The organism is Rhizobium oryzicola, assembly GCF_030504645.1.
Lineage (GTDB): Bacteria > Pseudomonadota > Alphaproteobacteria > Rhizobiales > Rhizobiaceae > Neorhizobium > Neorhizobium oryzicola.
In genome coordinates, this window is record NZ_JAUKWQ010000001.1 from 168,228 (window position 1) to 189,389 (window position 21,162).

A 21,162-nucleotide genomic window follows, 5' to 3' on the forward strand; every position below is an offset into this window, starting at 1 on the left:
GATGATCGATCGTCCGTCAGCCAAGGGAGAGTTCCATGTCAGATAAGGATTTCGGTCGGACGGACCGGGGGGCACCCGGTTCGACCTATGCGCCGAATGGCGAGAGACGCGCGCAGCCGGATCCGGCTGCTGGAGAACGTGAAAAGACCGCGCAGCCAAGTGTCGACATCAGGCAGAAGGCGAAGGAAGATGTGACGGCGATCCGCAATCTCGCGGAAGAGCAGGTCAGCCGTGCCACTGACGCCGCCCGCGAAACCGCCGACCGCCAGAAGGGCTGGGCGGCAGAGCAGGTCGGCTCGATCGGCGGCGCCATCGAGCGTGTCGGTCGCGAACTGGAAGAGGGCGATCAGCGCGAAATGGGCCGTCTTGCCCGGCAGATGGGTGAGAGCGTCAATCGCTTTGCCGATGACATCAAGGGCCGTGACCTCAGCCAGATCGCCTCGATGGCGGAAGATTTCGGCCGCCGCCAGCCGCTCGCCTTTGTCGGCCTTGCGGCCCTGGCAGGCTTGGCCGCTAGCCGCTTCGTCACCGCCTCTGCAAGTCGCTCTGCGGCACCAAGCTCCCGTGAGACACGGGCGGCGCGCGCCGGTCGCCCCGTCACTTCAGAGACAAAACCAACAGAAACCCGCACCGCCACCGGTCCAGCTACGGAGCAGCCCTATGGCCAACCCAACCGATAACCGTTCCCTGTCCGAACTCGTCACGGGTCTGCTTGGCGATATCTCCGGTTTGTTCCGCAAGGAGGTCGCGCTCGCCAAGGCAGAAGCATCCGAGAAGATGTCTCACGCGCTTGGCGGCGTCGAAATCCTTGGCGCAGGCCTTGTTTTCGCCATCGGCGCGATCGGCGTGCTTCTGGCCGCCGTTGTGAATTCGCTGAGCGCTTTCCTCGTCGCGCGCGGCTTTGCCGAGCATAATGCCGATGCGATTTCCTCTGTTGTCGTCGGGGTGATCGTTGCGCTCGTGGCCTGGGCGATGATCTCGCGTGGTCTTTCCATGCTGCGCGGCAACAACCTCACTCTCGACCGTACCACCACGTCGCTTCGGCGTGACGCCCAGATCCTGAAGGAGAGAACCTGATGGCTTACGATACGGAGAATGCGCGCCCCGAGGAAATCGAGCGCGAGATCGAACAGGATCGTCGCCGCATCGGCGAGCGGCTGGATGAAATTCAGAATCGCATGTCGCCGGGCCAGCTGGTTGATGAGGCTCTGGCCTATGCCAAGTCCAGTGGCGGTGGGGAATTCCTGTCGAACCTGGCGGGGTCGATGAAAACCAACCCGGTGCCTGTGGCCCTGATGGGGATTTCGCTCGCCTGGCTGATGGCCAGCCGTAACAGTGGAACCGCAGCGGACAGCCATGAGGCGGATGATGTCGATTATCCGCTGGCGACGGTGGCGGGTCCCGTGCGGCGGGTCGGCCCGGTCGAGCAGGACCAAAACGGTCGCTTCAGCCACTTTGCCGATGCCACGGGCCAGCGCTTTAAGGCTATGACTGATACGACGGGACGGCGCGCCGGCCATTTCGTGGATCAGACCGGTCAGACCTATCGCGGCTTTCGTGATTCCGCCGGTCGGCAGATCAACGATATCAGGGACGAGGCAGGTACCCTGTTCGATGAAGCATCCGGCTGGCTTTCGGATACCTGGCGCCATGTCTCCCACGCAACGGCCAAGGCAGGCCGTCACGTTTCAGAGGCCGGTCGCTCAGCGGGTAAAAGCTCCATGGATATGGGATCTTCCCTGTTTGAACAGACTCAACGGATGAATGATACCATTCTGCGCCAGTTCAAGGATCAGCCGCTGATTGGTGGCGCGCTCGCTTTCGCCGTCGGTGCGGCCATTGGTGCTGCCTTGCCGCGCACCGAGCAGGAAGACGAAGTGCTGGGCGAGATGGCCGATCGGGTGAAGGATCAGGTGGGCCATCAGGCCGCCAGTGCCATGGATAAGGCGGAGCATCTGGCCTCTGACGCCTATCGTCGCGCGACGCAGGTGGCGGCCGACGTCCACGACGCGGCGCGTGACAGGCTCACTGAAGAAACGCGGCACCTGCGCGGCACAGATACGGCTCCGACGAGACCGCACTGATCTTCCAAAGTCTTACCCATTAAGGCCCGTCGTCATTGGCGGGCCTTTCTCTTGTTCTTCCGGCAACTGCCTTATCTATACGATCTGATAGAATGCGCGGCGAACCCGGAGAATGAAGATCATGCAGTTTCGAAGGCTGGCGCAGCCGGTTCTGGATCGTGTTTCGCGCATGGAGGCGGCCACGCTCTTCACGCTTGCTTTCCTGGCCGGTGGCCTGTTCCTGTTCGTCAAGCTGGTGGGAGAGATCAGGGAAGGCGATACCCACGCTCTGGATGACGATATTCTCCTTTCGCTGCGTCACGTCGATGATTTGTCTCTGCCGATCGGGCCCGCCTGGCTTGCGCATGCGCTGAATGACATCACCAGTCTCGGCGGCGTAACGGTGTTGTCCATCATCACGCTGCTCTCCTGTCTCTATCTTCTGCTCGCCCGCCGCCGCGATGTCGCGATATTCATGCTCATCTCTGTTGCTGGAGGATACGCGGTGAGCGCGCTTCTGAAACTCGGCATCGCAAGGCCGAGACCGGATATCGTTCCGCATCTGGTGGATGTGCATGACCTCAGTTTCCCGAGCGGCCATGCCATGCTGTCGGCGGTCACCTATCTCACGATCGGGGCGCTTCTGGCCCGTGCGCAGCCGACACGCGCCACGCGGCTTTTCATGATCGGGGCCGCCATCTTCCTCACCCTCATCGTCGGCATCAGCCGGGTGTTCCTGGGGGTTCACTATCCGACGGATGTGTTGGGCGGATGGTGTGCCGGCGCCCTCTGGGCGATGCTCTGCTGGTTCGTGGCACGCAAAACGCTTCAGCGCCCCGCCTCGGAAGAGACGGAGCGCTGATCAACGGAGCGGGATCTATCGATCGTGTTTTACGAGTGCGACTGATAGGCCGCGATAACCGCCTGCATCTGGGCCGACGTCATGGCGTCCTGCTGTGTACCAGTAAACGCCTGCAACTGGTCTGTGGACATTGCGTAGATGTCATCGGTCGAGAGACCGGCCAGTGCCGATGTGCTGATCGCCGCAACATCCTCTGCCGAGAAGGTGGCGATATCTTCCGTGGAGAAAGCCGCCAGCTGGCTTGCATTCAGGCTGCGCACTTGCGTCGGGCTGAGCGCACGGGCCTGATCGGCATTGAGCGCTTGGATCTGGTTTGTCATCAGACCTCCCAGAGTGCGCGTACTGAGTGCGGCAATTTGATCCGTCGAAAGGCTGCTGACCTTGTCTGTTCCGATAGAACCAAACTGAATGGGGCCAAGCGCTCCGATCTGGGCGGTCGTCAGATTCGCAATCTGATCAGATGTCAGGGCGCGGATCTGCGGGACAGTCAAGCTTGCCATCTGGGTTGGGGAGAGCGCGCCGGACTGTTCCGCTGTGAGGGCTGTAAGCGCTGATGTTGAAAGACCTGAGATGGCAGAGGCGCTGATGGCTGCGATTTCCTCGGCAGCGAGGTTGACCATGTCATCGCTGGAGAAGCCGCTCAACTGATTTGCCGTCAGCGTCGCAACCTGCGTGCTGGTCAGTGCGTGGATCTGGTCTGCCGTCAGCGCATCAATCTGGCCGGAGGTGAGACCGGTGATGGAGCGTGTGCTGAGAGCTGTGACCTGATCGGCGGAAAGGACTGCGAGCGTTGAAGTCGACAAACTGGATATTGCGGATGCACTCAGTGCCGCGATCTGGTTCGTGGCCAGGCTGGTAACCTGTTTTGAGCTCAGGGCAGTAATCTGTGCAGTGCTGAGAGCCGTGATCTGGTTGGTGTTAAGAGCTGCCAGCTGCTCCGCAGTCAAGGCCGCAACGTTATCAGTCGAAAGAGCTGCAATCGCTATGGTGTTGAGGGCTGCAAACTGTGATGTCAGAAGACCGGCAATATTGGCGGTGCTGAGCGAGGCGATTTGCGAAGAGCTCAGTGCGCTGATCTGGGCTGTCGTCAGCAGGATGATCTGTTGGCTCGAGAGCGCGTTCAGTTGCAACGAGGTCAGACCTGACAGGGCGCGTGTGGTGAGTGCGGAGAGCTGCGTCTCGCCAAGTCCGGCCATCTGGTTTGTGGTCAGGTTGCCAGCTTGCGCAGCCGTAATTGCTCCGATCTGCGATGTCGTAAGCGCGTTCATCTGATCGGAGGTCAGAGCTGCGAATTGAGAGCTATTCAGAGCGCTGATCTGGCTCGCCTTCAGAACCCCGACCTGCTCCTGGCTGAGAGCTGCGATGCCCGAAGTTGAGAGACCGGCCAGAGCCGAAACGGTGATGGCTGCGATGTCGGCGGTCGAGAAGGTGGAAAGGTCTGCCGATGAGAGGGCTGAAATCTGCGCGGAATTCATCGCCCCGACCATGGCAACCGTCAGAGCTTCAGCCTGATCGGCACTCAGTGTGGCAATCTGGGTTGTGCTGAACCCGGAGACAGCGCGTGTGTTGATTGCAGCGATCTGCTCGACGGAAAGAGCTGCGACTTCGGACGTACTCAGCGCACCGAGTTGTGCGGCTGAGAGCGCGTTGATCTGAAGCGTCGTCAACGCGGAAATCTGTTTCGTGCTGAGCGAGGCAATCTGTGTCGAGTTCAGGGCGCCGACCTGGCGTGTTTTCAAAGCCTCGATTTGATCTTGCGTCAGGGCCGCTACGCTGCTGGTCGAGAGGCCGGCAATGGCAGATGCACTAATGACGGCAATGTTGTCAGTCGAGAGAGCGGACAGAACCTGCGACGTAAGCGAGGTGATCTGCGCCGATGTAAGGGCTGAAACCAGCCCTGTGGTCAATCCATCGGCCTGACTGCTTGTGAGAGCCGCCAATTGTGCCGTGGTCAGGCCGGAAGCGGCACGCGCTGACAGAGCGGAAATCTGGTCGGCAGACAGAGCGGCAAAATCGCTCGTGTTGAGCGACTTGATCTGCGTGGCATTGAGCGCGGCCACTTGATCTGTCGAAAGCGAGGAAACCTGAAGCGTGGACAGAGCCGCCATCTGGTCGGTCGTCAAGCCGGAGAGAGAGCGAACGTTGAGTGCGCCGATCTGGTCATCGGAAAGCGCCGCGAAGGCCGTGGTGGTAAGACCCTTCACCTGCAGAGCCGTCAGGCTGTTGATCTGGGCGGTGTTGAGTACTGCGACCTGATCCGTGTTCAGCGCGAGAAGCTGGTTGGTGCGCAAAGATGCGATCTGCGAGGTCGTCAATGCTATCAGCTGATCGGAGCTGAGAGCTGTCATCGCAGAGCTGGTCAGACCGCCAAGCGCAGAAGCTCTTATTGCGGCGATATCAGCTGTCGAGAAGGTGGCGATATCGTCGGAGGACATAGCCGCCAGTTGTGCGGAGGTCATGGCACCCACCACCGCCGAGGTGAGCGCTTCAGCCTGATCGGACGACAAGACTGCCAACTGCTGCGTCGTCATGCCTGTGATCGCCTTAGCGGACAATGCAGCGATCTGGTTGGTCGAAAGAGCTGCCACCTCGGCCGTCGTCAGGCTCTTCGCCTGAAAGGCGCTCAGCACGCTGATCTGATCAGTGGTCATGGCCGCAACCTGATCGGTGGACAATGCGGCGATTTGAATCGTCTTCAGAATCGCAACTTGGCTGCTCTTCAGCGCATGGATCTGGTCAGTCGTCAGCGCCGCAATCTTGCTGCTCGAAAGCGCGAGCAGCGAGTTGTTGCCGATGGCAGAAATGAAGCTTGTTGACAGGGATGACAAGGCATCCGAAGACAGCGCGCCGAACTGCGCGACGCTGAGGCCCACGACCTGCGCAGAGGTAAAGGCGCTGATCTGCTGGGTGGAGAGCGTTGAGACTTGCGCCGTCGTCAGACCCGTCAGCGAAGACGCCTTCAGGGCTGCGATCTGGCCAGAGGAGAGGGCTGCAATCTTGTCGGTGGAAAGCGCGCGGATTTGCGATGCATTGAGGACGGCGACCTGCGCCGTCGTCAGAGCTGCGGCCTGATCCGTGCTGAGTGCTGCAATCAGCGCTGTCTTGATCGAACCGATCTGGCTTGTTGTGAGGCTGGCGACTTCGCCTGTGGTCAACGTGGCGAATTCATCGGAAGAAAAGGAACCGATCTGGGCCGCCGTCAGCGAGGAAAGCTGCGTGCTGTTCAGCGCCTCGACCTGGTCGCTGTTCAGTGCCGCCAATTGGCGGGCGGAAAGCATGCCGAGTTGCGAGGTGGCGAGGACTGCGACATTTGCGGTGCTGAGTACAGCAAGCTGTTCGGCGCGCAGTCCAACCATAGAGGCAGCCGTGATCGCCTGCATCTGCCCCGAGGACAAGATCGCGACATCCTCTGTATCGAGGGCGCGGATCTGGTTCGCAGTCAAAGCCCCGATTTGGGCCGTTGAAAGGGAGGCAACGTCGTCGGTTGTCCATGCTCCAACAGACTTTGCCGAAAGACCGCGGATCTGTGCCACGCTCAAATTTGAAACCACAGTCATGAAACCAAACCCTCGATCTTGTTCGCCTGCCAAGGCGCGTTGCGCGCCCCGAAACGTTGCGTATCACCCGAACCCGCAACCAATTCTGTCTAAAAAATGCGTCCCGAATGCTCGTGACATGTCCCCATCGGACCTGTGCAAGCATAGGCCAGTCATACCGGTTCCATGACTGTCTCCGCTTCATCATAACAGCGGTGGCCTTACGAAGCCTAAATGCCCACTTATGGACAATTGCAGTCGAACCTTACTGTATCCGGCGGCATGTTATGCGCGTATTGGCTTGCGCGGCGCTTATGGAAATCGTGAAAATGCGATCGATTCTTTGAAAAGACGGGCCACTGCGAGGCAAGGATGAAGAATTGGTGCTCCCGCCCATGAAAATTAGAGGGAACTTCTAAAGTAGAAACTCAAGGATGCTCCGAAATGGACCAATCGGCATCTTTGCTGAAGTTTTCTATCATCCGGTGCAGTGCCCTGTGGCTTTATCGATTCCCCTGTCCTCCTGATATTTTCGGATACGGCAGGATAGAGGCAGTTCTTTCTGCGGCGATTTCGACATTGCAGCTTCATCGATGCCATGCTTAGAGCAATGTGTTCGAGCTGCCCGGGTCACACCTTCGCTCGGCATGACTGCGCCGGAATGCTTTGTCTGCGCATCCTCCGGCAAACGAGGATTCCGCATGTCACTTGCCCCCACTTTGTTGCAGCGCCTGAAAAACCCGGATGTCTTCCGTTCCATCGACCGCCCTCCGGGTTTGCCGAAGTTTGAAGGTGCGGCCACGTTTGACGTGTTCAATCCGGCCAGCGGCGAAGTTATTGCGACGCTTCCGGCCATGGGACAGGCGGAGGCGGCAGAGGCCATCCGCACCGCCTACGAGGCGCAAGGCAGGTGGGCAGGGCTTACGGCCCGAGAGCGAAGCGAGTATCTCTGGCGTTGGCATCAGCTCATCGTTACCCATACCGATGACCTTGCGGCTATACTGACCGCTGAGATGGGCAAGCCGCTGGCGGAGGCGAAGTCGGAAGTTTCTCACGCCGCCGCCTATCTGCAATGGTACGCGGAAGAGGCCAACCGGATTTACGGCGAGACCTTTTCCGCACCCTCGAATGATCGGCGGATGTTCGTTATCAAGCAGCCCATCGGTGTGGTTGGTGCCATCACGCCATGGAACTTTCCGGCCTCCATGGTCGCGCGCAAGATTTCTCCCGCTCTTGCCGCCGGCTGTGCCGTGGTGCTGAAACCCGCCGAGCAGACGCCGCTGGTGGCCGCTGCCATGTTTGCGCTTGCCGCAGAAGCCGGTTTTCCGCAAGGCGTCGTCAACATCATCTTTGCCGCACGGGGCGATGAGGTGGGACGCGAGCTATGCGCCAACCCGAAGGTGCGAAAGATCAGCTTTACCGGCTCCACCGAAGTCGGCCGTCTGCTGATGCGCCAGTGTGCCGACCAAGTAAAGAAAGTCAGTCTTGAACTGGGTGGCAATGCGCCCTTCATCGTGTTTGACGATGCGGATATCGATGAGGCCGTCAGCGGCGCCATTCAGGCCAAGTTCCGCAATGCGGGGCAGACCTGCGTCTCCGCCAACCGCATCTATGTACAGGACGGCGTGCACGATCTCTTCGTGGAAAAATTCGTGCGCAAGCTCGCCGATCTCAAGGTCGGTGACGGTTTCGAGCTCGGCGTGTCCGTCGGTCCGTTGATCGACGGACAGGCCCTGTCGAAGATCGAAGCGCATCTGGCGGATGCGGTGGAGAAGGGCGGGGAGGTGCTTGCCGGCGGAAAGCGCATCGGCACGGGCACCTTCTTCGAGCCAACGGTGCTGACGGGCGTCACGGCGGAGATGCGCATCGCTCAGGAGGAGACGTTCGGCCCGCTGGCGCCGATCATCCGCTTTACGGATGGCGACGAGATCATTCGTCAGGCCAACGAGACCATCTATGGCCTCGCCGCCTATTTCTTTACCTCCAACCTGAAGCGGGCCTGGAGTGTTGCAGAGGCGCTGGAATTTGGCATGGTGGGCATGAACACCGGCCGTATGTCATCGGAGGCGGCTCCCTTCGGCGGTGTCAAGCAATCGGGTATTGGGCGTGAGGGTTCGCGCCATGGTCTCGAGGAATATCTGGAGATGAAATACATCTGCATGGGGGGCCTCTGAGGATCTGCCGTTGGAGTGTCCGAAAGGTCATTATCATGCCGTCAAAGGCACGGGGCGAGGGAGGCGCGTATGACCATCAATCTATTCGAATTCCGCACGGTTCCGGCGATCGAGGTCAGCTGGGGTGGCGCCGCTAAGCTGGGTGAAAGCCTCGCAGCCCGCTTCAATGAACGCCGGATACTGCTGGTCACCGATGCAGGTCTCGTCAAGGCAGGCGTCATTGCGCCGGTTTTGGCCGGGTTGGAAAAGGCGGGTTTTTCGGTCCATGTGTTCGATCGGGTCGTTGCCGATCCGCCCGAAGCGATATTGTATGACTGTGTTGCGGAGGCCAATCGGGCAGGTGCACGGCTTGTGCTGGGGCTTGGCGGCGGTTCATCGCTGGATATTGCCAAGCTGGTTGCGGTGATGATGAATTCGGACCAATCGCTGGCTGAGATGTATGGCATCGGCAAGGTGATCGGCTCGCGCCTGCCGCTGGTTCTCGTTCCGACAACTGCCGGCACGGGGTCCGAGGTGACCAATATCTCGATCATCACCACGGGCGAAACGACGAAGATGGGCGTTGTCGCGCCACAGCTTTATGCCGATTTCGTTTTGTTGGATGCATCGCTGACCGTTGGTTTGCCGCCCATCCATACCGCCGCCACGGGCATTGATGCCATGGTGCATGCCATCGAGGCCTATACCAGCAGGGTCAGGAAGAACCCGATCTCCGACGCTTTGGCGCGCGAGGCGCTGCGGTTGTTGGGCGGCAATCTCATTGCCGCCTGCCGAAATGGCGCGGACAGGAATGCAAGGGAAGCCATGTTGCTGGGTGCCATGCTGGCAGGGCAAGCCTTCGCCAACGCACCTGTGGCGGCGGTGCATGCTTTGGCCTATCCGCTGGGCGGGCACTTCCACATTCCCCATGGCCTCTCGAATGCTTTAATGCTGGGGCCGGTTCTGCGATTCAACGCCCAGGCTGCGGCGCCGCTTTACGCGGAACTGGCCGATCTCCTCGGCGTTCCGGGAAGAGGAGGTGCTGTCCATCGTTCGGCGGCATTCGTCGACACAATGCAAAAGCTGATGGACGAGAGCGGCGCGCCGCGTCGCCTGAGAGATGTCGGCGTGCCGGAAGGCAGCCTCTCCATGCTCGCTTCGGAGGCCATGAAGCAGACGAGACTGCTTGTGAACAATCCTGTTGAGGTGAAGGAAGAGGACGCGCTGGCTCTTTATCGCGAGGCGTACTAAGCCCGTTGCTCGTCTCCATTGCTCAAGCAACAACATGCTACAGAGACGGAAGGTAACTAGTTGGGATTCTATGGAAAAGAATGGCGGACAAGGTGGGATTCGAACCCACGGTACGCTTTCACGCACACACGCGTTCCAGGCGTGCGCCTTAAACCACTCGGCCACCTGTCCTTGGCGGTCTGCTTCGCAAAAGCGTCGAAGCAGCGGTTGGCGCGGATATATACCGATGAATTTCAAAGGATCAATAGGAAATTGAAGGTTTTGCGACTTCTCTTGTGGGAGGCGGTTTGAAGCACGCGAGAAGTGCAGGCGGAGGTTGCTAATTAACGCGGAGGCAATTACCTATTTGAAAGGCTATTCCTCGTGCTGCGGATGTCGTTCATGGCCTTTCTTTTCCGCTTTCTGAGCCTGCTTTTCCTGATGGCGGCGGTCGCTGCAGGAACGATCGATTCCATTTTGTCTGTATCCATGCGCAGCCTTGTGCTCACAAGCTTTGCCGCGGACTGGCAGGAGGTCTCGCCATCGACGCTGCCTCTGGTACGAGCCTGGGTGGAACACTATATCCACCCCGAAGCCTGGCGTAGCGGCGTAGCCATCATCATTGCCCAGCCGGCCTTTGTCGTTCTTCTGGCATTGGCCTTGTTGTTCTGGATGATCGGATACCGACGTCCCAAGCCGGAAGGCCTGCTGGCGTAATTCGCGAGCAGATATAGAACCAAAGGAGGCGAGAATGTTTTTGATCGACATGTTCAACAAGAAGACGGTCATGCCTTCGCAGGAGACAGCCCTGCCGGGGCGCTCCGAAGCCATTCCGACAGCAGAGCATCATTTCGTGAACGGTCAGCCGCTGCACGGTCCTTACCCTGACCATCTGCATGTGGCTTATTTCGGCATGGGCTGCTTCTGGGGTGCGGAACGCCTGTTCTGGAAAATCCCTGGCGTCTGGGTGACGGCCGTGGGTTACCAGGGTGGCCTGACGCCCAATCCTACCTATCACGAGACCACGACAGGCATGACTGGCCATGCCGAGATCGTGAAAGTCGTCTTCGACCCGTCAGTCGTCACCTACGCAAGCCTTCTGAAGACCTTCTTCGAGGAGCATGATCCGACGCAAGGCATGCGTCAGGGCAATGATATCGGCACCACCTATCGCTCTGCGATCTATACGACGACGCCGGAGCAACTGGCCGAGGCTAAGCGTGCGCGGGATGCCTTCCAAGATGCCCTCAACAAGGCGGGCAAAAGCAGTAAGATCACGACTGAGATTGGACCGGCTGCGGAATTCTTCTACGCGGAAGATTATCACCAGCAGTACCTGGCCAAGAATCCCGGCGGTTATTGCGGATTGCGTGGTACCGGCGTCAGTTGCCCGATCAGTGGTTGAACTGATCTATAAAAATGCGAACAGCCGTAGATTTGATCAGGTCTACGGCTGTTTTTGTTTAAGTTTTCAGCAGTCTTAACGTTTTTAACCAATTGAAAAATTTCTGGTGAATTTCGTATAAAGCCGTGCAAGGATAAGGGCCGGCCAGGCATAATGAAAAACGACTGGCGACCGCAGACATGCCCTTAAGCTTGGGGCGTGCGGGGGGACCCACAACTGAAGAGCAAAAACAGGGCTGCACGATGAAGAAATCCCTACTCACCCTTCTTGCCATGGCGGCGTTTTCGACCACGGCGCTGGCTGCTGATATCAAGCCGGCACTGGTCTACGGCACCGGCGGCAAGTTCGACAAATCCTTCAACGAAGCGGCTTTCCAGGGTGCCGAGAAGTTCAAGAAGGAAACCGGCATCGACTTCCGCGACTTCGAACCCACGGGCGATACGCAGGGCGAGCAGGCAATCCGCAACTTTGCGTCCAAGGGCTTCAATCCGGTTGTTGCCGTGTCCTTCGCCTGGACGTCTGCCATGGAAAAGGTTGCTGCCGAATTCCCGGACACCAAGTTCGTCATCGTTGACTCCGTCGTGAAGCTGCCGAACGTTCGCTCGGTCGTCTTCAAGGAAAACGAAGGTTCTTACCTCGTCGGCATGTTGGCTGGCATGGCTTCCAAGACCGGTAAGGTTGGCTTTGTCGGCGGCATGGACATCCCGTTGATCCGCAAGTTCGCCTGCGGTTACGCCCAGGGTGCCAAGGCTGCCAATCCCAAGATCCAGTTCTTCCAGAACATGACCGGTACGACCGGTGCTGCCTGGAACGATCCCGTGCGTGGCGGTGAGTTGACGAAGAACCAGATCGACCAGGGCGCTGACGTTATCTACGCGGCAGCCGGCGCAACCGGTCTCGGCGTTCTGCAGACGGCAGCCGACAACAAGAAGCTGTCGATCGGCGTCGACTCCAACCAGAACCACCTGCATCCGGGTTCCGTGCTGACCTCCATGGTCAAGCGCGTCGATCTGGCTGTCTACAACGCCTACAAGGATGCCAAGGACGGCAAGTTCACCGGCGGTATCCAGGAAAATGGCGTCAAGGAAGATGGCGTCGGCTATGCTCTGGACGACAACAACGCCAAGCTGATCACCCCGGAAATGAAGGCTGCCGTCGAAAAGGCCAAGGCTGACATCATCTCCGGCACGGTCAAGGTTCACGACTACATGTCGGACAACGCCTGCCCGATGTAATGAAGAGACGAGAGGGCGTATGACGCATTCGCGTTATACGCCCTCTTCATGTCCGGTCTTCGGATAAGGAAAGGCAAGGCGTTGAGCCAGCATCCCGCAATCGAACTGATTGGCATCGACAAGAGCTTTGGTGCCGTTCACGCGAACAAGAACATCAATCTGAGCGTCGCCAAGGGCACTATTCACGGCATTATCGGTGAAAACGGCGCCGGCAAATCCACGCTCATGTCCATTCTCTATGGCTTCTATCAGGCCGACCGCGGCGAAATCCGCGTCGACGGCCAATCGGTTGCCATCAAGGACAGTCAGGCTGCGATCGGCCACGGCATCGGCATGGTGCATCAGCACTTCATGCTGGTAGAAAATTTCAGCGTGCTGGAAAACATCATGCTGGGCGCGGAAGGCGGCCAGTTGCTCGCCAAGGGCCGTTCGGGTGCGCGCGCCGAGCTGAAGCGTCTGGAAGATGAATATGGCCTGGAAGTCGATCCGGATGCCATCATCGAAGACCTGCCTGTCGGCACTCAGCAGCGCGTCGAAATTCTGAAAGCCCTTTATCGCGGCGCGGATATCCTCATTCTGGACGAGCCGACGGGTGTTCTGACGCCTGCCGAAGCCGACCACCTGTTCAAGGTGTTGAAGGTTCTGCGCGACCAGGGCAAGACAGTCATTCTCATCACTCACAAGCTGCGCGAGATCATGGCCATCACCGATGATGTTTCCGTGATGCGCCGCGGCGAAATGGTCGCGACCCGCAAAACGGCAGAGACGACCGTCGAGGAACTCGCCGAACTGATGGTGGGCCGGCGCGTGCTGCTGCGCGTGGAAAAAGGTGAGCCCAAGGTGGGCAAGGTTTTGCTGTCCGTCCGCAACCTTACCGTCAAGGACAGTCGCGGCGTTGTCATGGTGGACGATGTCTCGTTCGATGTACGCGAGGGCGAGATCGTCGGCATCGCAGGCGTTGCCGGCAATGGTCAGTCGGAATTGCTGGAAGCGATTGCCGGCATCCGCAAGCCCGCGTCCGGTGAAATCCAGCTGGACGGCAAGCCGATCGCGGACGCCGATCCGGCGCGTCTGAGGGAACTGGGTCTGGCGCATATTCCCGAAGATCGCCACCACATGGGCCTCGTCCTGAAGTTCGAGGAATATGAAAATGCGGTTCTCGGCTATCACCGTGACAAGCGCTATGGCAGCGGCGCGCTGCTGGACCTCAATGCCATCCGTGCCGATGCCGCGGAAAAGATCGAGAAGTACGATATCCGTCCGCCGAACCCGCGTTTGAAGACGGCCAACTTTTCCGGTGGCAACCAGCAGAAGATCGTTGTGGCGCGCGAAATCGAGCGTGACCCCAAGGCGCTGATCATCGGTCAGCCCACCCGCGGCGTCGATATCGGCGCCATTGAATTCATTCACCGCCGCATCGTGGAAATGCGCGATGCCGGCAAGGCGATCCTCCTCGTATCCGTTGAACTGGATGAAATCCGCTCTCTTTCCGACCGCATTCTGGTGATGTTCGCCGGCAAGGTGGTGGGCGAAAAGGGTGCTGACGCGAGTGAACAGACGCTCGGCCTGATGATGGCCGGGATCGCCGCATGAGGACGAACCGCCCATGAGTACCGCTTCCGTGCCATTGCCCAACTGGATTACCTATGGGCTGATGCCGCTTCTGAACCTCATCGTTGCCTTCCTGATTTCCGGCCTTGTGGTCTGGTGGATCGGCGAGAACCCGATCGAAGCTTTGAAGCTCCTGATCGAGGGCTCCCTGGGACGTGGTGACGCGATCGGCTTCACGCTGTTCTACACCACGAGCTTCATCTTTACCGGCCTGTCCGTGGCGGTCGCCTTTCATGCCGGCCTGTTCAACATTGGCTCCGAAGGCCAGGCCTATGTGGGTGGCCTGGGTGCGGCACTCGTTGCGCTTAGCCTTGACCAGTATGTGCCCTGGTATGTAACCATGCCATTCGCGGTGATCGGTGCTGCGGTCTTCGGGGCTGCCTGGGCGTTCATTCCCGCCTGGCTGCAGGCCAAGCGCGGCAGCCATATCGTCATCACCACCATCATGTTCAACTTCATCGGCGCAGCACTGATGGTGTATCTTTTGGTGCATGTGCTGATCGTGCCGGGCAAGATGGCGCCGGAAACCCGCACCTTTCTGCCCGGCGGGCAGCTGCCGAAGCTGGATTGGCTGATGGCGCTGTTCGGGCTGAAGCTCGGTCCGGCGCCCTTCAACGTCTCCTTCCTGATCGCGCTTGTCATGTGCTTCCTTGTCTGGGTGCTGATCTGGCGCTCGAAGCTCGGTTATGAAATGCGAACCCTCGGCATCAGCCCGTCGGCGGCCGTATATGCGGGTATTCCTTATGCGCGCACCGTTATCATCGCCATGCTGATTTCGGGTGGTCTCGCTGGCATGATGGCGCTGAACCCGGTCATGGGTTCGTCCGCTCGCCTGCAGGTGGAATTCGTCGGCGGCGCCGGCTTCGTCGGTATCGCCGTATCGCTGATGGGCCGAAGCCATCCGCTCGGCATCATCTTTGCGGCCCTGCTGTTCGGCATTCTCTACCAGGGCGGCGCGGACCTCTCCTTCGAGATGCCGAATATCACGCGTGAGATGATCGTCGTGATCCAGGGTCTGGTCATCCTGTTCGCCGGTGCGCTGGAATATATGTTCCGGCCGACCATGGTTCATATCTATCAGCGCTTCAAGCGCGCCTGAGGGAGGTCTGGCCTTGGATCTGTTTGATATCATCGTCAGCATTCTGGGTTCGACCATCCGCCTGTCGATCCCGCTTCTGTTCACGGCGCTCGCCGGCCTCTTCACCGAACGCGCTGGCGTCTTCGACATCGGGCTGGAAGGCAAGATGCTGGCGGCGGCCTTCGCCTCTGCCTGCGTGGCTTATGTCACCGGCAATGCCTGGCTTGGCCTTCTGGGTGGCATAGGTGTCTCGATCCTGTTCTCGCTGATCCATGGTTTTGCCTCGATCACCAATCGCGGCAACCAGATCGTTTCGGGTGTGGCGCTCAACTTCATTGCAGCAGGTCTCACCATCGTTCTGGGTCAAGCCTGGTTCGGGCAGGGTGGTCGCACACCGCAATTGCCGGCCAGCGGGCGCTTTTCGCCGATCATCCTTCCGGGTGCCGACGCAATGCGCGACGTGCCCGTGATCGGCCCGATCTATGCCAATGTCATCTCCGGCAACAACATCCTGACTTATCTCGCCTTCCTGGCGGTGCCGCTCTCCTGGTGGGTGCTCTACCGCACGCGCTTCGGTCTTCGTCTGCGCGCTGTCGGTGAAAACCCGGGTGCTGTCGATACGGCAGGTATTTCGGTGACCTGGCTGCGTTATCGCGCGGTCATCGTCGCGGGTTTCCTCTGCGGCTTCTCCGGCGCTTACCTTTCGATCGCCCAGTCGGCGGCCTTCATCAAGGATATGTCGGCGGGCAAGGGTTACATCGCGCTTGCGGCGTTGATTTTCGCCAAGTGGAAGCCGGTGCCGGTCATGTTCGCCTGCCTGCTGTTCGGCTTCCTGGATGCCTTCGCCAACTTCATGCAGGGCAAGGCCGTGCCTGGTATCGGCGAAGTGCCGGTGCAGATATTCCAGGCGCTGCCCTATATCTTGACCTGCGTGCTGCTGGCTGGCTTCATCGGCATTGCCCATCCGCCCAAGGCGGGTGGCGTCCCCTACACGAAGGAGCGCTAAGCGATGTCGCATGATCTGTTCGAAGCTGCCCGCGACGCGATGTCAAAGGCCTATGCGCCCTATTCCAAGTTCCCGGTCGGTGCTGCAATCCGGGCCGAGGACGGCAAGATCTACGTCGGCGCCAATATCGAGAACCTCTCCTTTCCCCAAGGCTGGTGCGCGGAACCGACTGCGATCGGCAACATGATCATGGGCGGCGCACGCCGCATCGTGGAAATTGCCGTAATTGCTGAAAAGCTGGCGCTCTGCCCGCCCTGTGGTGGCTGTCGCCAGAAAATTTCCGAGTTCGCCGGTCCTGATACCCGCGTTTATCTCTGCGATGAAGTGGGTGTGCAGAAGACCATGACCATGGAAGAGCTTCTGCCTTTCTCCTTCCAGACCGAGGTGCTCGGGTGAGGGAAGTCATTGATCTCCTGGTCGAGAAGCTGCAGGGGCTGGTGCCCCGACACGCCATTGTGCTGGGGTCCGGCCTCGGTTCGCTGGTGGATGAAGTCGAAGATCCGATCCGAATCTCCTACGCCGATCTGCCGGGCTTCCCGGTCAGCGGCGTAACGGGCCATGCGGGCGAACTGGTCGCCGGCCGCCTGGGTCGTCATGCGGTCATCATGTTGTCGGGACGTGCGCATTACTACGAGCACGGCGATGCTTCGGCCATGCGGTTTCCCATTGAGGTATTGCAGGGTATCGGCGTCCATTCGCTGATCCTGACCAATTCGGCGGGATCGCTAAGGGAGGATATGCCGCCGGGTTCGGTGATGCAGATTGCCGACCACATCAATTATTCCGGCATGAACCCCCTGATCGGCGAGAGCGGCGATCGCCGCTTCGTCGGCATGACCAATGCCTATGATGATGAGCTTTCGCTTGCGCTGCGCAACGCCGCAATCCGCACGGCGGCCCCGCTGTTTTCCGGTGTCTACATGTGGTTCTCCGGCCCAAGTTTCGAAACCCCGGCGGAGATCCGCATGGCACGCACGCTGGGCGCCGATGCGGTGGGCATGTCGACGGTGCCGGAGGTCATTCTGGCGCGCTATTTCGGGTTGAAGGTGGCGGCAGCCTCCGTCATCACGAATTACGGGGCCGGCATGACGGGTGCGGAATTGTCCCATGAAGAAACCAAGGACATGGCGCCCAAAGGCGGGCGTCGTCTTGCCGCTATCCTCCGCGACATGTTTCATCACGAAAATTTTCTCTGACCTGCCAGAAGGTTAGCTATGACACGCCACCTCTCGTGCGTCCCCGGGTGACCGGCTGGGCTTGCCTCTAATCGATTGAAGGGTAAATATGAACGCTCCGAAGAAGCCGGGAGTTGCCTCCATGGAATTGCTCAGCCCGCGTGAAGTGGCAAGCTTCGCGCTGTCCTTGCTTGACCTGACCAACCTTCGCGACGATTGCGATGCCGCAGCGATCGAGAAGCTGTGCGAGCGGGCGCAGACGCCGGCCGGTTCGACGGCAGCCATCTGCATCTGGCCGCGTTTCGTGGCGCAGGCTCGTGGCATTCTGGGCGCGGACAGCAAGGTCAAGATCGCGACCGTCGTCAACTTCCCCTCCGGCGAACTGCCCGTCGAAACGGTGGTGGCAGAAACCAGCCAAGCCATAGCCGATGGCGCCGATGAGATCGATCTCGTCATTCCCTATCGCGCCTTTCTGGCCGGTGATGAAGACGCAGTGACCACCATGGTCAGCGCCGTGCGTGCGGCCTGCGGGCCAACCACCCTCAAGGTCATTCTGGAAACGGGTGAGTTGAAGGACAGCGGCAAGATCCGCCGCGCTTCGGAACTGGCGATCGCTGCTGGTGCTGACTTCATCAAGACCTCGACGGGCAAGGTGCAGGTCAACGCGACGCTGGAAGCCGCAGACATCATGCTGCAGGTGATCCGGGATAGCCGCAAGAATGTGGGCTTCAAGCCGGCTGGCGGTATCTCGTCGGTTGCCGATGCCGACCTTTACCTTCGACTGGCTGAAACCATCATGGGGGCCAATTGGCTGATGCCGTCCACCTTCCGTTTCGGCGCTTCAGGTCTGCTGGATGACATCCTGTCCGTCCTGAATGGCGGTGCATCCGCCCGCGTTTCCAGCGCCTATTGATCTGCCATGATCCCGCAGGAAATCATTCGCCGCAAGCGCGACGGTCAGGTTCTGGCCAATGAGGAGATCCGCGCCTTCATTGACGGACTGACGGAAAACCGCATTTCGGAGGGCCAGGTGGCAGCCTTTGCCATGGCCGTGTTCTTCCAGGGCATGAGCCGCGAGGAGACCATCGCGCTCACGCTTGCCATGCGCGACAGCGGGGACGTGCTGTCCTGGAGGGATGTCGGCAAACCCATCTCCGACAAGCATTCCACCGGCGGAGTTGGGGACAATGTGTCGCTGATGCTGGCGCCGATCGTTGCGGCCTGCGGTCTGGCCGTGCCGATGATTTCCGGTCGCGGCCTTGGCCATACCGGCGGTACGCTGGACAAGCTGGAATCGATCCCCGGCTATACCATCATGCCAAGCGAGGCGCTTTTCCGCCGCACCGTGCAGGAGGCGGGCGCTGCCATCATCGGTCAGACGGGGGATCTCGCCCCTGCCGACAAGCGTCTTTACGCCATCCGGGATGTGACGGCGACGGTTGAATCCATCCCCCTGATCACGGCCTCCATCCTTTCCAAGAAGCTGGCAGCCGGGCTCGATACGCTGGTGCTGGACGTGAAGGTCGGCAATGGCGCCTTCATGGCCACGCCGGAGGCGGCGGAGACGCTGGCCCGATCGCTGGTGGAGGTTGCGAACGGCGCTGGCGTCAAGACCGCAGGGCTTCTGACGGATATGAACGAGCCGCTGGCGGATGCCGCAGGCAACGCACTGGAGATCATCAACTGCCTTGAATTCCTAAATGGCGAAAAGACGGGCACTCGCCTGGAGGCGGTGGTGCTGGCCTTTGCCGCGGAAATGCTGGTGCAGGGCGGCGTGGCCGCCAACCTGGCTGATGGGGAAGCGCGGGCGCGGGAAGCTCTCTCATCCGGTCGCGCATTGGAGCATTTTGCCCAGATGGTGACGCTGTTGGGCGGACCCGCAGATTTCATCGAGCGCTCCGATGCCTATCTGCCAAAGGCGCCCGTCGTCGTACCTGTTGTCGCAAAGGGTGCCGGTTATCTGGCTGCAGTGGACACGCGGGAACTCGGTCTTGCCGTGGTGGAACTCGGTGGCGGGCGTCGCCTTGCGACCGATACGATTGATCACCGCGTCGGCCTGAGCGGCTTCCTGCCGCTGGGAACGCGGGTAGAGAAGGGCCAGCCGATTGCCTTCGTACATGCGGCGGATGATGCCTCTGCCAATCAGGTCGCGGCAAAGGTGGCGGCACTCTATGCGGTCACCGGTACGGCACCTGCCACGCGCCCTGTCATCCTGAAGCGCATCGGCTGAGTTATACCAAGTGTCGATGATGGGAACCGATTGCGCCGGAGCGATTTTGGTGTCCGGCTAGGAGAAAACCACAGTCGGACCCATCGGTCCGGCGCGGATTTTCGACGACGTCCGGACGACAAATGCGCCCGGTCCTTTGGATGGGCCGGATATCCTTCACCGACTTTGTCGTAATCCTCGACCGATGCCGGAGCATCGCTCTCCGGTCTGCTTCGCGTCGGATGAAGGTTTCCGGTCCACGCAATAGGTTCCGATCATCGACACTTGGTATCATTGCTTCAGGCGCAGCGTGCCGTCCTGCACGCTGTAGCTGGCAAGCTTCTTCAGGAAGCTCATGCCGATCAGGCTTGACGACAGGGCCTCGTCCTTCAGTACAAGAGCCTGCACGTCACGCACGCGCACATCGTCCAGTTCGACGCGGTCCAGCGTCACCTTGGCCGCCTTGGTGCGGCCGTTGGCCGTATCCACATCATAACGAAAGTCGAGGGCGTTCCCGCCAAAGCCCAGGCGGCGGGCCGTGCTTTCGTTCAGTGCAATCATGCTGGCGCCGGTATCCACCAGCCCGTCCACGGGCTTTCCGTTGATGCGAAACGTCGCGCGAAAATGGCCTGTCCGGTCGGCGGCAATCACGCTTGTCCCGCTCGCGACAGACGGTTTTGTCGGGTTGGCGGGGCTTGGTTGGGCGAGGGAGGCTTGTTCAGCCGGCGCGCGTTTCTGCTCGGTCCAACCCATCACGGCCGGGATCTGCGACATGGCTGCGGCCGACAGGCCAAAGATCAGAAGGTTGCGCACAAGCATCAGCGATATCCGGTTTCAACCGCCGCCAGCATAACCGCCAATGTCCAACAAAAAACGCCCGCGGCAGGGGCCACGGGCGTCTCATCCAAACGCGGTTAACGCGTCGTAAATTATTTGGTGCCGTACATGCGGTCGCCAGCATCGCCCAGACCGGGCACGATGTAGCCCTTCTCATTAAGGTGTCTATCGATCGAAGCCGTAAAGACCGGCACGTCCGGATGCGCCTCGCGGAAGTTCTTGATGCCCTCAGGCGCCGCCAGCAGGCAGAGGAAGCGGATATTGACCGCGCCGCGCTCCTTCAGCTTGTCGACGGCGGCAATCGAGGAATTGCCCGTCGCCAGCATCGGATCGACAACGATCACCAGACGCTCGGCCATGTTTTCCGGTGCCTTGAAGTAATATTCGACAGCCTGAAGCGTTTCATGATCGCGATAAACGCCGACATGCGCAACGCGGGCAGCGGGAACCAGTTCAAGCATGCCTTCCAGCAGGCCGTTACCGGCGCGCAGAATGGAAGCGAAGACCAGCTTCTTGCCTTCCAGGATCGGCGCCTGCATTTCTTCGAGCGGCGTCTCGATCGTCTCCATGGTCAGTTCGAGATCTCGTGTGACCTCATAGCAGAGGAGCGTGGAGATTTCCCGCAGCAGGCGACGGAAACTCGAGGTGGAGGTTTCCTTGCGCCGCATGATGGTGAGCTTGTGCTGCACAAGCGGATGATTGATAACTGTTACGCCGTCCATGGGAAGCTGCCTTCGTCCTTCTTCTTGTCTCTTCTGTTGC

19 protein-coding genes and 1 tRNA gene are annotated in these 21,162 nt (G+C 59.9%); 16 read left to right on the forward strand and 4 right to left on the reverse strand.

Going from position 1 to position 21,162, the window contains the following annotated elements; translation table 11 throughout:
* Nucleotides 1-35: 35 nt before the first annotated feature.
* From Q2T52_RS00805 to Q2T52_RS00820, 4 genes are all read left to right on the forward strand, one after another.
* A complete protein-coding gene (locus tag Q2T52_RS00805; protein WP_302074787.1) occupies nt 36-680 on the forward strand; it encodes a nutrient deprivation-induced protein in 645 nt (214 codons plus the stop codon).
* Entirely contained in the window at nt 661-1,077 is a 417-nt protein-coding gene (locus Q2T52_RS00810) for a phage holin family protein (RefSeq protein WP_302074788.1), read from the forward strand. Before Q2T52_RS00805 ends, Q2T52_RS00810 begins: the two co-directional genes overlap by 20 nt.
* Nucleotides 1,077-2,084, forward strand: coding sequence for a DUF3618 domain-containing protein (locus tag Q2T52_RS00815; RefSeq protein WP_302074789.1), 1,008 nt, complete (start codon nt 1,077-1,079; stop codon nt 2,082-2,084). Before Q2T52_RS00810 ends, Q2T52_RS00815 begins: the two co-directional genes overlap by 1 nt.
* 121 nt (nt 2,085-2,205) lie before the next feature.
* Nucleotides 2,206-2,925, forward strand: coding sequence for a phosphatase PAP2 family protein (locus tag Q2T52_RS00820; RefSeq protein ID WP_302074790.1), 720 nt, complete (start codon nt 2,206-2,208; stop codon nt 2,923-2,925).
* 29 nt (nt 2,926-2,954) lie between these two features.
* Here Q2T52_RS00820 and Q2T52_RS00825 read toward each other — a convergent pair whose 3' ends face one another.
* Complete coding sequence (locus Q2T52_RS00825) at nt 2,955-6,482, reverse strand: beta strand repeat-containing protein (RefSeq protein WP_302074791.1); 3,528 nt, start codon at nt 6,480-6,482, stop codon at nt 2,955-2,957.
* A gap of 680 nt (nt 6,483-7,162) precedes the next feature.
* On the opposite strand from Q2T52_RS00825, the gene Q2T52_RS00830 reads away from it, so the two are divergent.
* Nucleotides 7,163-8,635 carry an NAD-dependent succinate-semialdehyde dehydrogenase gene (locus tag Q2T52_RS00830; RefSeq protein WP_302074792.1) on the forward strand — a complete coding sequence of 491 codons (1,473 nt, stop codon included), beginning with the start codon at nt 7,163-7,165 and terminating at the stop codon, nt 8,633-8,635.
* Nucleotides 8,636-8,704: 69 nt separating this feature from the next.
* Nucleotides 8,705-9,865: an iron-containing alcohol dehydrogenase gene (locus tag Q2T52_RS00835; protein WP_302074793.1), complete on the forward strand. Its 1,161-nt coding sequence runs from the start codon at nt 8,705-8,707 to the stop codon at nt 9,863-9,865.
* 81 nt (nt 9,866-9,946) lie between these two features.
* Here the strand turns inward: Q2T52_RS00835 and Q2T52_RS00840 are convergent.
* Nucleotides 9,947-10,036 (reverse strand) — tRNA-Ser (locus Q2T52_RS00840).
* Nucleotides 10,037-10,246: 210 nt separating this feature from the next.
* Here Q2T52_RS00840 and Q2T52_RS00845 point away from each other — a divergent pair.
* From Q2T52_RS00845 to deoA, 10 genes are all read left to right on the forward strand, one after another.
* On the forward strand, nt 10,247-10,561 hold the full coding sequence (locus tag Q2T52_RS00845; RefSeq protein WP_302074794.1) for a hypothetical protein: 315 nt from the start codon (nt 10,247-10,249) through the stop codon (nt 10,559-10,561).
* A 34-nt stretch (nt 10,562-10,595) separates the two neighbouring features.
* Nucleotides 10,596-11,249 carry a peptide-methionine (S)-S-oxide reductase MsrA gene (gene msrA / locus Q2T52_RS00850; protein ID WP_302074795.1) on the forward strand — a complete coding sequence of 218 codons (654 nt, stop codon included), beginning with the start codon at nt 10,596-10,598 and terminating at the stop codon, nt 11,247-11,249.
* A 242-nt stretch (nt 11,250-11,491) separates the two neighbouring features.
* Nucleotides 11,492-12,484: a BMP family lipoprotein gene (locus tag Q2T52_RS00855; RefSeq protein WP_302074796.1), complete on the forward strand. Its 993-nt coding sequence runs from the start codon at nt 11,492-11,494 to the stop codon at nt 12,482-12,484.
* 81 nt (nt 12,485-12,565) lie between these two features.
* Complete coding sequence (locus Q2T52_RS00860; RefSeq protein WP_302074797.1) at nt 12,566-14,077, forward strand: ABC transporter ATP-binding protein; 1,512 nt, start codon at nt 12,566-12,568, stop codon at nt 14,075-14,077.
* Nucleotides 14,078-14,090: 13 nt separating this feature from the next.
* Nucleotides 14,091-15,194 (forward strand): ABC transporter permease, encoded by a 1,104-nt coding sequence (locus Q2T52_RS00865; RefSeq protein WP_302074798.1) that lies wholly within the window; start codon nt 14,091-14,093, stop codon nt 15,192-15,194.
* Between the two features lie 13 nt (nt 15,195-15,207).
* Nucleotides 15,208-16,179: an ABC transporter permease gene (locus Q2T52_RS00870; protein WP_302074799.1), complete on the forward strand. Its 972-nt coding sequence runs from the start codon at nt 15,208-15,210 to the stop codon at nt 16,177-16,179.
* Between the two features lie 3 nt (nt 16,180-16,182).
* On the forward strand, nt 16,183-16,575 hold the full coding sequence (locus tag Q2T52_RS00875; RefSeq protein WP_302074800.1) for a cytidine deaminase: 393 nt from the start codon (nt 16,183-16,185) through the stop codon (nt 16,573-16,575).
* Nucleotides 16,572-17,375 (forward strand): purine-nucleoside phosphorylase, encoded by an 804-nt coding sequence (locus Q2T52_RS00880; RefSeq protein ID WP_302074801.1) that lies wholly within the window; start codon nt 16,572-16,574, stop codon nt 17,373-17,375. The genes Q2T52_RS00875 and Q2T52_RS00880 overlap by 4 nt, the downstream gene beginning before the upstream one ends.
* Before the next feature lie 121 nt (nt 17,376-17,496).
* Complete coding sequence (deoC, locus tag Q2T52_RS00885) at nt 17,497-18,267, forward strand: deoxyribose-phosphate aldolase (RefSeq protein ID WP_302074802.1); 771 nt, start codon at nt 17,497-17,499, stop codon at nt 18,265-18,267.
* A 6-nt stretch (nt 18,268-18,273) separates the two neighbouring features.
* Nucleotides 18,274-19,584: a thymidine phosphorylase gene (deoA, locus tag Q2T52_RS00890; protein ID WP_302074803.1), complete on the forward strand. Its 1,311-nt coding sequence runs from the start codon at nt 18,274-18,276 to the stop codon at nt 19,582-19,584.
* A gap of 270 nt (nt 19,585-19,854) precedes the next feature.
* Here deoA and Q2T52_RS00895 read toward each other — a convergent pair whose 3' ends face one another.
* Nucleotides 19,855-20,382, reverse strand: a complete 528-nt coding sequence (locus tag Q2T52_RS00895) for a TIGR02281 family clan AA aspartic protease (protein ID WP_302074804.1) — start codon at nt 20,380-20,382, stop codon at nt 19,855-19,857.
* A gap of 110 nt (nt 20,383-20,492) precedes the next feature.
* Nucleotides 20,493-21,122: a uracil phosphoribosyltransferase gene (gene upp / locus Q2T52_RS00900; RefSeq protein WP_302074805.1), complete on the reverse strand. Its 630-nt coding sequence runs from the start codon at nt 21,120-21,122 to the stop codon at nt 20,493-20,495.
* Nucleotides 21,123-21,162 lie beyond the last annotated feature (40 nt).

What these genes read in the sequence shown, in the direction of transcription:
- Q2T52_RS00830 (WP_302074792.1), top strand. Translation starts at nt 7,163, where the DNA reads ATGTCACTTGCCCCCACTTTGTTGCAGCGCCTGAAAAACCCGGATGTC.
- deoC (WP_302074802.1), top strand. Translation starts at nt 17,497, where the DNA reads ATGGAATTGCTCAGCCCGCGTGAAGTGGCAAGCTTCGCGCTGTCCTTG.
- Q2T52_RS00815 (WP_302074789.1), top strand. Translation starts at nt 1,077, where the DNA reads ATGGCTTACGATACGGAGAATGCGCGCCCCGAGGAAATCGAGCGCGAG.
- Q2T52_RS00820 (WP_302074790.1), top strand. Translation starts at nt 2,206, where the DNA reads ATGCAGTTTCGAAGGCTGGCGCAGCCGGTTCTGGATCGTGTTTCGCGC.
- upp (WP_302074805.1), bottom strand. Translation starts at nt 21,122, where the DNA reads ATGGACGGCGTAACAGTTATCAATCATCCGCTTGTGCAGCACAAGCTC.
- Q2T52_RS00895 (WP_302074804.1), bottom strand. Translation starts at nt 20,382, where the DNA reads ATGCTTGTGCGCAACCTTCTGATCTTTGGCCTGTCGGCCGCAGCCATG.
- Q2T52_RS00865 (WP_302074798.1), top strand. Translation starts at nt 14,091, where the DNA reads ATGAGTACCGCTTCCGTGCCATTGCCCAACTGGATTACCTATGGGCTG.
- deoA (WP_302074803.1), top strand. Translation starts at nt 18,274, where the DNA reads ATGATCCCGCAGGAAATCATTCGCCGCAAGCGCGACGGTCAGGTTCTG.
- Q2T52_RS00805 (WP_302074787.1), top strand. Translation starts at nt 36, where the DNA reads ATGTCAGATAAGGATTTCGGTCGGACGGACCGGGGGGCACCCGGTTCG.
- Q2T52_RS00875 (WP_302074800.1), top strand. Translation starts at nt 16,183, where the DNA reads ATGTCGCATGATCTGTTCGAAGCTGCCCGCGACGCGATGTCAAAGGCC.
- Q2T52_RS00855 (WP_302074796.1), top strand. Translation starts at nt 11,492, where the DNA reads ATGAAGAAATCCCTACTCACCCTTCTTGCCATGGCGGCGTTTTCGACC.
- Q2T52_RS00810 (WP_302074788.1), top strand. Translation starts at nt 661, where the DNA reads ATGGCCAACCCAACCGATAACCGTTCCCTGTCCGAACTCGTCACGGGT.
- Q2T52_RS00845 (WP_302074794.1), top strand. Translation starts at nt 10,247, where the DNA reads ATGGCCTTTCTTTTCCGCTTTCTGAGCCTGCTTTTCCTGATGGCGGCG.
- Q2T52_RS00835 (WP_302074793.1), top strand. Translation starts at nt 8,705, where the DNA reads ATGACCATCAATCTATTCGAATTCCGCACGGTTCCGGCGATCGAGGTC.
- Q2T52_RS00825 (WP_302074791.1), bottom strand. Translation starts at nt 6,482, where the DNA reads ATGACTGTGGTTTCAAATTTGAGCGTGGCACAGATCCGCGGTCTTTCG.
- msrA (WP_302074795.1), top strand. Translation starts at nt 10,596, where the DNA reads ATGTTTTTGATCGACATGTTCAACAAGAAGACGGTCATGCCTTCGCAG.